The organism is Falsibacillus albus (genome assembly GCF_003668575.1).
GTDB classification, from domain to species: Bacteria; Bacillota; Bacilli; order Bacillales; family DSM-25281; genus Falsibacillus; species Falsibacillus albus.
Window position 1 is genome coordinate 1 of sequence record NZ_RCVZ01000034.1, and the last position, 10,929, is coordinate 10,929.

The following is a 10,929-nucleotide window of genomic DNA, read 5'->3' on the forward strand; positions in this document are numbered from 1 at the left end:
TTGGAAAGTTAGTTACAACAAAAAAGCTTGTAGAGAAGAAATACCTCTTTCTCTACAAGCTGACTATAACTGATGTTATAGTCCTCCCTATATTGCTGATTAAGAGCCTGGTACTATTGCTAATGCTCCAGATCCTTGAAGAGAAATCTTCCAGGTTGTTAAATCATCATATGGTGCATCCATACTCATATCGGTTATAGTACAATTTCCTTGATATTGAGTGCCTGAAGGAAATTCAAGATATACGTCTACATTCTCAGAGTTTACAAATGCTGTTTCAAGAGTAGTATAAGCTGCATCACTTTCAACATAAGCACCATCTGCATCAATACTCCACTCTTTGAACCCTTGTAGATTCTCTTTCCAGAATCCAGCTGTATCCTTTGAAGTTCCATCAATAGAATCTGCTGACCTTTTCAAACTTGCATTTCTTTGACCAGCTAATACAGCACCGGTTCCAGCTTGTACGATATAAAGCTTTACGTTCATACCTGTAATTTTTCCGCTCATTTATATTACCTCTTTCGATTTGGTTTGAAATAAAAAAAGAGAACCGAATGAACGGCTCTCAGTTTGTGAACAATTTCACAAGATTAGTTATAGTTAAGCAGTTACTGTTAACTTAGCGATTGCAGCATGATTCGTAACTGCTCCGTCCATATAACCGTCAAGAACTAGCAATTGGCTACCACGAAGAGCTTGCTGTCCATCAATGATTTGACGAAGATTCATTTCTTGTTTTACCAAGATAGAATAAGCTTGACCTAAGTTAGCAAATACAACTGGAACTTGTCCAACAGTATCTCCAGCATCAAGAGCTTCAGTAACAAATACTGGGCGATTGAATAATGTATATGTTGGTTTACCGTTTACTACCGCATTTTGCATATAGTAATGACCCATAGCATCTTTCAACTTTACTGCTTTGTTGAAGAATGAACGAGACATATAAAACGCAGCTCCATCTAAGAATGTTGGATGAAGAGAAGTATATACATCCATGAAGCTATCCATATCAAGTTCTGTTGCAAGAGAATACTCTGTTTCATTAACTGCTGTTTCTAGCATGATTCCAGAGAATTCATTAGCTCCATCTCCTTTGAAGATTGCTTGTTCTGCAACCTTAGCAACACGACGACCAAGTAAATCATTTACGTAGGAAACGATATCAACTGCTGAGTCATTGATCAGTTGATTAGATAAACTAGCTGCTGCTCCTAAACGTTTTTGCTTAAGTTCAACGTTAGTAAAGTTGATTGCTTCTTCAAGAATATCTTCTCCTTCTCCAAAGAAACCACCAGATACCGCATCATTTTCTTTAGCAACTTTTAAACTACCATTATTAGAAGGAAGTTTACGCGCTTGTTTGAAAGCAGGAGATACTTCTTCCATTTTCTTGATAATTTCATTTTGAACGTTTTCTGGAATAACCGCAGTTCCATTCGCTGTTGTAGATAAAGTTCGTAGCTCCGTTTCAAAACCTGTAACAGAACGTTTTTCCATTTTCATTTCTTTTGCCATTTTAACATTACCTCTTTCTTCTTGTTTTTGTAATCTTTCAAGTTCATTGATCATCTTTTCAGCTCGATCAGATTCTTTTTGAAGACGCTTTTCAGTATCTTCAGTCAAGTTGTAGCCACGAACTGATCGAACCATTTCAATAGCTGATAAGAGTTCATCAATATCTTTTTGAAGCTTTTCAATCTTTTGCTTGTTTCCCATTTGAAGAATTCACCTCCGGTTGATTTGGTTGAGGACCAAGGTTCAGATAAACCATTTGGCCATCTTCATATTTCATGACATTTCCAATTGAAAGAAGTCTGAAGTCTTTTTGTTCTTTTGGTAGATCCAATCGATAAGCTGCTTGATTGAAAGTTAATAGTCCTTTGTTGAACGCTTCAGCAGTAGCCTTTAATTTTTGTTCTTCAGTCGTACGCAGAATTTCTGAAGTATCGAATCTGAAGTTGTAACCAATCTGTCGTTCAATGTCATCAAGAAGATCTTTATCGAGAGCTCTTTCAATAGCAGTCAAGATAGGACCAAGAGTTGATTGAAGATATTGAACTCCATTCTGTTCCAAGCTGTTGTATTTGTTAGCTGAAGCAGAAATCATGGATTCTGGAATATTAAACAATCTTGCTATTTCAGAAATAACTTGTTTGTTTGATTCAGTAAGTTGAAGTTCATCAGGCTTTAGTGATAAAGGCTTGTAATCAAGACCTTCTTCAAGAATTAATGTACGACCAGCTTTTTTAGCTCCGCCGTATAGGTTTTCAAATGAAGTTCTAAGACGATCGATTGCTCTTTCCGTTAGCCTTGAAGTAGCTTGCAATATACCAACTGGAACTGCAGCATTTGAAAGCAAAGATGAAGAGTAATCAATTTGACCAGATGCTTGAGTCAAAATTTTTCCTCCATCAATCAAAACTCCGTTGCTTGAACCATCAATCATAAAAACTTCATCTTCAGAAAAAGTAACTGTCTCATATCCGTAGTAAACAAACTTACGTTCAGATACTGTAACGCTGTCTTCTGTAAAGTATTTAACTTCAACCTTTTTTGCAGGCAGATGATAAAGCTCAGTTCCTTTTCTATAGATAAATGATCTTCCATGTAACAAGAAATCTTGAACGATTTTCTTTTTCATTGATTGACCTGTGTCATTTCTGTTTGAAATGGAATTTAACGTACTAATTCTTGTATCCGTGATCTTTTTTATTTCGTCATCAGAAGTCTGCTGATACAAATAAATAGGAAGCATTGAAATTGAGTTTGAAATCAAATCAACAGCAGCCTTTACAGCAGGAATTTGAAGAGCTTCTTCTTCTGTAATCATTGCTGGCGGACGACTAGAAAAAATTGCAGTAGAAAAATAATCATGCTCAGATTGTTTTTTAGAACGATTCCATATAGATGGATTTGCCATTGTAATCCTCCTTAGTTAGATTTATTTCATTGCAGAAAACTGCAATTGAAGTTCAAAAAAAATAGACATCCGATATTCGGATGCCCGTTTTCATTACATACAACTTTCAAATCCTGCACCAGTTAAGACAATTCATTACGAGGATTGGTGTTAGACCAGTAGTTCTAGACCAACAAATGAACGCTCTTGCCGTTCTTGAAAACTTTTGATATTGAATTAGAACATAAGAAAAGCTTTAAAGTAAAAAAAGATGATGCGAAGCAAATAAATTCGGTTGACCAAACCGTATTTTGATGCAGATTATGATAGTACCTCGAAGGGTACGAATATGTATGAAAAAGGAGCCAAGCTATGATTAGCCTGACTCCCGTCTCAACTACTAGAGACTTCATATGTCGTAAAAATTAAAAGGAGTGTGCTGATATGACAGTCAGCATTATGTTATCGGCCATGCGAACCGATACGAAAATTTAATAGGAGTGTCAAGTACTTCTACAGACTTTAAACAGATTTAAGTTTAGGAGGAACTTAAATGAACAATGGATGATGTCCTATTTAAAGTCTGATAAAGCACTTGACTGTTCATGAATCTAAAATCATAGAAAAACTTGATGAAGAAGAAGAAAGAGGTAAGAAATTGAATTAAACTTACCTCTCTATAATTTTATATATACAAATGATGGATAATGTACGTAATATTGCATATTTCTGCAATATTATTTCTTAGAACTTACTAGTCACATTCGTACGTTTTTCTTTCATTTGTTTCCATTTTTCTTTGATTCTTTTTACTTCTTCTGAATCTTCATGAGGAATTGCTTTTACTTTTATATACTGAACTTTTTCTTTTCTAATTGGTTTTATATGAATCTTTTGACCGAAGCCATGTATTCTTTCAGGACGACTAATTTGTACATACATATCAATTCACCTGCTCTTGAGATTTCATTACTTTCTTATAGAACTTTCCCATTTCATTCAGAACTACCAAATAATCTTTTTTATTTTCATCAGAATCATTATCATAGATCGCTTTTAGACAATTAGATTCTTCGACAACAAGTCCATGTTCAAAGATTCTATCCTTTAATCTCAATTGATCACTAGAACAATTTTCTGCTAGTTCCCATACGATATTTTGCTGCTTTTTAATTTGTTGATCCAGTGTAAGTTTAGCCATGATTAGTAACCTCCAATTAATTTAATTAATTGATTTATATCTGATGAATTAAATATGTAAACGACATTATTAAAACTTTTTCAAAAAAATTCATTTGATCAGTTATCAATTGTGATAAAAACGAAGTGAAACGTAGTTTTTATCGCAATATATATATTTTATTATTTATTATTTAATTATTTAGTGTATCAGTTTGGAACATTTGGAGCCTTTTTGAAATATCAGAATGGAGCGAAATGAACCATTTTGATACTTGATAAAATATAAAAAAATAGAGCTAAGAAACTAGTTCTTAGCGCATATTATAATCTTTTAAGATTTCATATTCAGTTGTGAGTTCTTTCAGATTATTACCTTTGTCAGTAATCTTTATCCAACCTTTTTCAACCAAGGAATCGATAGATTTAGTAAGGTAATTCAAATTTTTGACTCCACTATAATGAGAAATATTATTTCGACCTATACGAATTCGTTTTATTTTTTTTTGCTTGTAAATTGTTGAGTTCTTTGTAAAGCCAAATAGAACAAGAAAAACTCGAATTTCATTTGTTTCAAGATCAAGTAATTCATCAATCTCAAATTCGTATAAGAACGAAAAGTTTATCATGTCATATGGAAATTGAACTACGAAACTTTCATTTGCTGAATAATCGGCTGGAATGAAATCAATTGATAAATGATTTTCCATGCATTCATCAATCATTTTATAAACTGTTGAACGAGCAACCTTTCTGCTTGTATTACTTGCTTCAGATAACTGTTTGATAGTAAATATTGAACGTCTATTTCCATTCATAAGTTTTAACATTCCTAATACAACTTTACTGTCATAATTTTTTACTAACGCTTTTCCATAATAGAATTTATAGTCATTAATGTATGTTGTCATACCTGAATTCCTCCGTTTCATATTTCACTTACATATGCATTCTATCTGCTAAATGAGATACGTAAATCAAACGGAGCAAACTTAATTATAAAATATTGATTTTATAATTACTTGAGAGTACATCGTTATTTTCATGTCACGCTTTATAGTTACTCAAATCGACGAAATTAAACGCTATAGCACCACATGACTGTATACGGCTGTATGAGGTCTTCGTGTAATAACCTTTCACATGAATGTTTTCTGTATATATTCTTCATTTCTGTATAGATATACAGTTTATAAATCTTTACAATAAAAAAAGACCGAGCATTCAGCTCGATCTAATTCAAATTCAATTCCATTCACCAAATCCAGTTAAATTATCAGAATATCTAATATCATCATTGAGGAATCTTCTAATTTCTGAAGACTCACGTTCTTCCATTCGCTTTCTTGCTTCTTCTTTCTTAAGACGTTCCTCCCTTTGTTTTTCTTCCCAACAATTTACTTCGGCAATTTTTATTATTGGTTTGTTATTTACAATCTCTTTTTTAAATAAACGCTTTACCATTGTTCTAGAGGTGTACCAATTTTTATCAGTAGGCTTTTTATATTTTACAAATTTATTGAGTCGATAAGTTAGAGCTATAAAGTCAGCAACACTGCTAACTTCTGCTTCGTAAACAAATTCGAACTCGTCTAATAAATGGTTATACTCGTAATTATTATACCGTGATTTTCCGAAAGCTTTATAAATTGAGATTTGAATTGTTTGTGTGCTTTTCATTTTAAACAACCTCCATAAGTTTGTTTTCATTTTATGCAGGCTTTGTATCATTGAAAATGAAAGTGTAAAGCAGAACTAGAAAAACTTTTAATAATTTTCTTCAAGCTCAACCTTCTTGTCTGACTTATTGTAGTACAAATCATACATTTCATTCAAAAGTAGCCATCTTTGACCGTTTTCCATCTTATTACTAATGATCTTCAGAACTTCATCTGCAGTAAACTTCTTATTATCTTCCATTCAGCTACCTCCGAATTATTGATTGCTGTAATCAACATCCAGCTTTTCAAGAATAGTAGCTGCTTTTGAAAGAAGATCTGGATCCTTTTTATCAACAGCTTCTTGAGTAGTTTTCAAAGCTTCTTTAAGAGTAGATCTAATTTTGCTGTCTGCATTTTTCTCGACAGACATTTTGATTGCCCCTTCTTCATAAGAAAGAACAGTGTCTAAATTTTCTTTGTTGTTGTCAAAGTCCGAAGGCTGAGTGATATCTTTCGCTATTGCAACCAAGAAAATAGCTGAGTTGTGTATTCCATCGTACAAAATTCCATTATCAGCTGTAAGATCTTCTTGACTGGCTCCGTGTAGAACTGGTTGATGACTTACTGGATTAGATTCAGCTTTCACATTAGAATCTTTATGAAAACCAAACCAAGCTGTTGTTGCAATACCTACTACCAATACTGATGTTAAAAGTTTTTTCATTTTATTACCTCCTAGAGTTTCATGGTAACAAACATGGAAAATATGTCAAGATTTAGGAATCTATCCAAGTAATAAACGATGGAACTATTCCTTCATTTTTACTGTTTGATAAAATTGCTCCTCGTTTCAGCTTGTGCTTATATAAAGCATTTTCGAGACATGCCTTAAAATATTTGCCAAAGTTCTGAACAGTGGGGTTTGCTTCAACTTCAGATAAGACACGTAGGCACAGTTCTTTACTCATTCCTTTTAATCGATATTCATTTGTCAATTTGTTAATTATTTCATCTTTGTTACCTGGTTCCTTGTTAACAAAATTATTCTTTATAGGTTTATTTAAAGGTATTTTTATTGTTTTGTTTATAGTTATATTATGTTGCTCTACCGCCTGCTCTTCTAGGTGCTCATGACGGTGCTCATACGGCTGTTCATGAGATTTTGGAACCTCAACCTCTACAATATAAATATTTGCAGACTGTTGATTATTTTTTCTCTTAGCTCCATTTATAGAAATAACTCCAATTTTGGATAGAAGGGCAAAGAATCTCCTAGCTGATGAAAGGCTTACTTTCATCTTGAATCTCTCTTCGAACATTTTAATGAAATTCTGATGAGTCACTGAAAACACTCCGTTAGCTTTTACTGCTAAATCTGAAATTAAGTATGTCATTCTGATTTGCAAGTCTGTAAGCTCCCAGCGGTCTTTTACTGATTCAACAAAATAGTCTTTATTGTATGTACCTTTACTGTACTTCACTAGATGCTCTGGTTTTGCATTGACCAACATATTTCTTCCTCCTTGAAATGCAAGGAAAGTAGTCATATAATAGATATGACAGTTCCTTGTGAATTGTTGAGAGACCTTGTCCTAGAGTTCCAGCTCTATAATGGATAAGGTTTTTATTTATATATATATTTTAACACTTTAAAGCATAAACGTAAAATATAAGTTGGTAATTTTACCCTAAATTTTCAATCCTTTTAACGCTCCATGCAATCTGTGTTTTTGTTCTAAATCCTGCCCCCATAAGTTTACGTAACGCTTTGTTACTGTTATATCTGTATGACCAAGTAAATGCATGAGAGAAAATGCATCAACACCTGAAACAACCATCCTTTTGGCCATTGTATGCCTAAATGTTTGTGGGCTAACTCTCTTACCTATCTTTGCTAACTTTCCATACTTAGTAAATCGTGTTTGAATGCTATGACGATTTAACTCTTTGTTGTCCTGGCTTACGAATAATTTCTTGGTGTCAAGTTCACCTCTGATCTTTATATATCTGTCTAACTGTTCCTGTGTAGTCTCAGACAAGTAAACAGTTCTTTCAAACAGATTCTTTGTCATTCGAATGATTATCTTATTTCCTCTAATATCTTCAACTTTAATACCAACTAGTTCCGACAATCTAACTCCAGTATCGAGAAAGACAAGAATGATTACCTCATCTCTAAAAGAAATAAACGTCTTTTCTTTTCTAATTGTACGAATTAATAATTCAATCTCCTGATCGCCTAATGTTTCGATAGTCTTTTGTCTATCTCTCAATAATTTGATGTTCTTCATTGGATTATTATCTATTAGTTTGTTTTTACTTAAATAATTATAATATGCTCTAAGAGCTCGCAAGCGTGTATTAATTGTAGTTACTTTCATTTGATCCTTACTTTTAAGTATTAAATTTTCTATGTCGCATTCATTACATTCTATAAGCTGCTTATTAATAATTCTCTTTGCGCCATGGAATTCATTTCTGTAATAACCTATTGTGGCTGGCCTTAAGTTTCTTAAATAACAGTCTTTAAAGAACTTTTCAAGTGCTTCTTCTTCAGTAATCCCCCTCTTAATAATTTTTAACTCTGCTTCTGTTAATGCTCCACGTCTTCCCATATCGGCCTCCTACGCACACGATTCGACGCACACGATTTTGGGTTTTTTATGTCGTGTTAAAAAAGACAAAGAAAAAAGGCTCCAACATATAGTTGGAACCTTGATTCTAAAGCATTGTTTGATACCGGTGGCCGGGGTCGAACCGGCACTCCCGAAGGAACACGATTTTGAGTCGTGCGCGTCTGCCAATTCCGCCACACCGGCATGATGCATCAGAGATATAATCTCTCTGACCGACAAATATTATTTTAGCATAAAAACATGTACATGAAAAGACATTTATATTGTTTTGCGGCTAATTATTATTGGCATTTATCTTTGAATCATTTTAACAGATTGACCTAATGTTTTTTATGCAATAATAAGCTTGCTGGAATCACTCTTCTCGTTTGATTCACTTAATGGATACGTGCAGCATTTGCAGTGTGAGTTCAGCTGGCATTTAAGAGAAAAAGCGTCCTCTACTTTAGATTGGCTTAAGGTTGCCAGCTCTGAGCTGCAGATCTAAAAAAGTGAGAAACACATCCTCCAGCCTAAATCAACATTGCTCACGAATGTAACCACAGACTTTACGAAAAAACCAACAAAAAAACTCCATCAATCTGATGGAGTTTTTTCGATAAGGCTTGGCAAAACCTTATGATTGATACCGGTGGCCGGGGTCGAACCGGCACTCCCGAAGGAACACGATTTTGAGTCGTGCGCGTCTGCCAATTCCGCCACACCGGCATAATATATTTTTGGAGGCGCCAACCGGATTTGAACCGGTGATAAAGGTTTTGCAGACCTCTGCCTTACCACTTGGCTATGGCGCCGTGTAGTTGGAGCGGAAGACGGGATTCGAACCCGCGACCCCCACCTTGGCAAGGTGGTGTTCTACCACTGAACTACTTCCGCAAGCTGGGCTAGCTGGATTCGAACCAACGCATGTCGCAGTCAAAGTGCGATGCCTTACCGCTTGGCTATAGCCCAATAATAATATATTCGTTCAGTTGCACTTATGTGCCTGTATTAAAAAAATGGGGCGATTGATGGGAATCGAACCCACGAGTGTCGGAGCCACAATCCGATGCGTTAACCACTTCGCCACAACCGCCATAGTTTAAATTTTAATTGGCAGGGGCAGTAGGAATCGAACCCACACTGGAGGTTTTGGAGACCTCTGTTCTACCGTTAAACTATGCCCCTATAATGTTTTAATATAAATGGTGGAGGGGGACGGATTCGAACCGCCGAACCCTGAGGGAGCGGATTTACAGTCCGCCGCGTTTAGCCACTTCGCTACCCCTCCAAAACCATCTGGTGCCGGCAAGAGGACTTGAACCCCCAACCTACTGATTACAAGTCAGTTGCTCTACCAGTTGAGCTACACCGGCAATTTAAGGATGTTTTGTCTTTTGGAAAAATGGTGGCTTGGGACGGAATCGAACCGCCGACACATGGATTTTCAGTCCATTGCTCTACCGACTGAGCTACCAAGCCATTTGGTTACGGTTTACGCTAGGCGGCGAATTTCTTTGTCAGCTGCACTCACTCAAGTCCTCACATGCGTTTAGCACGCTCCGGCTTTCGTTCATTTGCTACCTCGAACTTCTTGCCTATCCTAAACCTTTTATTCTAAAAATGTTATCACTTCTTTAAAAGTGGCGGTCTGGACGGGACTCGAACCCGCGACCTCCTGCGTGACAGGCAGGCATTCTAACCAACTGAACTACCAGACCAATGTTTTTTTGCTTTAGCAAAATAATTTTCATTAATTGCTTCAGCAATATATTTCAATATTCTGCGATAGCTTATTTGCTATCATTGAAAATTGATTGCGGGGACAGGATTTGAACCTGCGACCTTCGGGTTATGAGCCCGACGAGCTACCAGACTGCTCCACCCCGCGACGATGATATGGTGGAGGATGACGGGATCGAACCGCCGACCCCCTGCTTGTAAGGCAGGTGCTCTCCCAGCTGAGCTAATCCTCCGATATGTATATAGGGTATCTTTACTCCCGTAAAAACTTGGTGACCCGTACGGGATTCGAACCCGTGTTACCGCCGTGAAAGGGCGGTGTCTTAACCGCTTGACCAACGGGCCAATAATAAGTACTTAATGGCGGAGAGCAAGGGATTCGAACCCTTGAGACAGCGTTGACCGTCTACACGATTTCCAATCGTGCTCCTTCGACCTCTCGGACAGCTCTCCTTATTAATGGCTCCGCAGGCAGGATTCGAACCTGCGACCGATCGGTTAACAGCCGATAGCTCTACCACTGAGCTACTGCGGAATCATATAAGCCCGGCGACGTCCTACTCTTGCAGGGGGAGAACCCCCAACTACCATTGGCGCTGAAGAGCTTAACTGCCGTGTTCGGTATGGGAACGGGTGTGACCTCTTCGCCGTAATCACCGGACCTCTTAAGGACAAGTACTATTATATACTGATATGTACCAATATTTCAAGAGAAAATTTCAAAAAAATTATTCTCTGAAAACTAGATAAAGTTGAAGTAACAATAAACGAGATCGCTTTGTATCTTTGGTTAAGTCCTCGATCGATTAGTATCCGTCAGCTGCAC

General features: G+C 36.2%; 11 protein-coding genes, 16 tRNA genes and 1 rRNA gene. All 28 read right to left on the minus strand.

The window, feature by feature from the left end:
• Positions 1-99 precede the first annotated feature (99 nt).
• Positions 100-510 carry a phage major tail protein, TP901-1 family gene (locus tag D9X91_RS22140; RefSeq protein WP_121682835.1) on the minus strand — a complete coding sequence of 137 codons (411 nt, stop codon included), beginning with the start codon at positions 508-510 and terminating at the stop codon, positions 100-102.
• Between the two features lie 93 nt (positions 511-603).
• Entirely contained in the window at positions 604-1,722 is a 1,119-nt protein-coding gene (locus D9X91_RS22145) for a phage major capsid protein (RefSeq protein ID WP_121682836.1), read from the minus strand.
• Positions 1,700-2,926 carry a phage portal protein gene (locus D9X91_RS22150; RefSeq protein WP_121682837.1) on the minus strand — a complete coding sequence of 409 codons (1,227 nt, stop codon included), beginning with the start codon at positions 2,924-2,926 and terminating at the stop codon, positions 1,700-1,702. Before D9X91_RS22150 ends, D9X91_RS22145 begins: the two co-directional genes overlap by 23 nt.
• A gap of 723 nt (positions 2,927-3,649) precedes the next feature.
• Positions 3,650-3,847, minus strand: coding sequence for a hypothetical protein (locus D9X91_RS22155; RefSeq protein ID WP_121682838.1), 198 nt, complete (start codon positions 3,845-3,847; stop codon positions 3,650-3,652).
• A gap of 1 nt (position 3,848) precedes the next feature.
• Positions 3,849-4,106: a hypothetical protein gene (locus D9X91_RS22160; protein WP_121682839.1), complete on the minus strand. Its 258-nt coding sequence runs from the start codon at positions 4,104-4,106 to the stop codon at positions 3,849-3,851.
• 292 nt (positions 4,107-4,398) lie between these two features.
• Entirely contained in the window at positions 4,399-4,995 is a 597-nt protein-coding gene (locus tag D9X91_RS22165; RefSeq protein ID WP_121682840.1) for a hypothetical protein, read from the minus strand.
• A 334-nt stretch (positions 4,996-5,329) separates the two neighbouring features.
• Positions 5,330-5,764: a hypothetical protein gene (locus tag D9X91_RS22170; RefSeq protein WP_121682841.1), complete on the minus strand. Its 435-nt coding sequence runs from the start codon at positions 5,762-5,764 to the stop codon at positions 5,330-5,332.
• A gap of 87 nt (positions 5,765-5,851) precedes the next feature.
• The gene (locus tag D9X91_RS22675) at positions 5,852-6,004 is read right to left on the minus strand and encodes a hypothetical protein (RefSeq protein ID WP_158598396.1); all 153 of its coding nucleotides are present in this window, start codon (positions 6,002-6,004) and stop codon (positions 5,852-5,854) included.
• 15 nt (positions 6,005-6,019) lie between these two features.
• The gene (locus tag D9X91_RS22175) at positions 6,020-6,469 is read right to left on the minus strand and encodes a hypothetical protein (RefSeq protein ID WP_121682842.1); all 450 of its coding nucleotides are present in this window, start codon (positions 6,467-6,469) and stop codon (positions 6,020-6,022) included.
• 52 nt (positions 6,470-6,521) lie between these two features.
• A complete protein-coding gene (locus D9X91_RS22180) occupies positions 6,522-7,256 on the minus strand; it encodes a hypothetical protein (RefSeq protein ID WP_121682843.1) in 735 nt (244 codons plus the stop codon).
• Positions 7,257-7,433: 177 nt separating this feature from the next.
• Entirely contained in the window at positions 7,434-8,360 is a 927-nt protein-coding gene (locus D9X91_RS22185) for a tyrosine-type recombinase/integrase (RefSeq protein WP_121682844.1), read from the minus strand.
• 122 nt (positions 8,361-8,482) lie between these two features.
• Positions 8,483-8,564 (minus strand) — tRNA-Leu (locus tag D9X91_RS22190).
• Between the two features lie 443 nt (positions 8,565-9,007).
• Positions 9,008-9,089, minus strand: a tRNA-Leu gene (locus D9X91_RS22195).
• A 12-nt stretch (positions 9,090-9,101) separates the two neighbouring features.
• A tRNA-Cys gene (locus D9X91_RS22200) sits at positions 9,102-9,175 on the minus strand.
• 7 nt (positions 9,176-9,182) lie between these two features.
• Positions 9,183-9,257: transfer RNA gene (locus D9X91_RS22205), tRNA-Gly, on the minus strand.
• 3 nt (positions 9,258-9,260) lie between these two features.
• Positions 9,261-9,332 (minus strand) — tRNA-Gln (locus tag D9X91_RS22210).
• A gap of 48 nt (positions 9,333-9,380) precedes the next feature.
• Positions 9,381-9,456 (minus strand) — tRNA-His (locus D9X91_RS22215).
• 18 nt (positions 9,457-9,474) lie between these two features.
• Positions 9,475-9,548: transfer RNA gene (locus tag D9X91_RS22220), tRNA-Trp, on the minus strand.
• An 18-nt stretch (positions 9,549-9,566) separates the two neighbouring features.
• A tRNA-Tyr gene (locus D9X91_RS22225) sits at positions 9,567-9,651 on the minus strand.
• Between the two features lie 9 nt (positions 9,652-9,660).
• Positions 9,661-9,736 (minus strand) — tRNA-Thr (locus D9X91_RS22230).
• Positions 9,737-9,766: 30 nt separating this feature from the next.
• A tRNA-Phe gene (locus D9X91_RS22235) sits at positions 9,767-9,842 on the minus strand.
• A 162-nt stretch (positions 9,843-10,004) separates the two neighbouring features.
• Positions 10,005-10,081 (minus strand) — tRNA-Asp (locus D9X91_RS22240).
• A 96-nt stretch (positions 10,082-10,177) separates the two neighbouring features.
• Positions 10,178-10,251: transfer RNA gene (locus tag D9X91_RS22245), tRNA-Met, on the minus strand.
• 9 nt (positions 10,252-10,260) lie between these two features.
• Positions 10,261-10,336 (minus strand) — tRNA-Val (locus D9X91_RS22250).
• 37 nt (positions 10,337-10,373) lie between these two features.
• Positions 10,374-10,448, minus strand: a tRNA-Glu gene (locus tag D9X91_RS22255).
• A gap of 16 nt (positions 10,449-10,464) precedes the next feature.
• Positions 10,465-10,556, minus strand: a tRNA-Ser gene (locus D9X91_RS22260).
• 7 nt (positions 10,557-10,563) lie between these two features.
• Positions 10,564-10,638, minus strand: a tRNA-Asn gene (locus tag D9X91_RS22265).
• 9 nt (positions 10,639-10,647) lie between these two features.
• A 5S ribosomal RNA gene (gene rrf, locus D9X91_RS22270) occupies positions 10,648-10,764 on the minus strand.
• Positions 10,765-10,929: the final 165 nt, after the last annotated feature.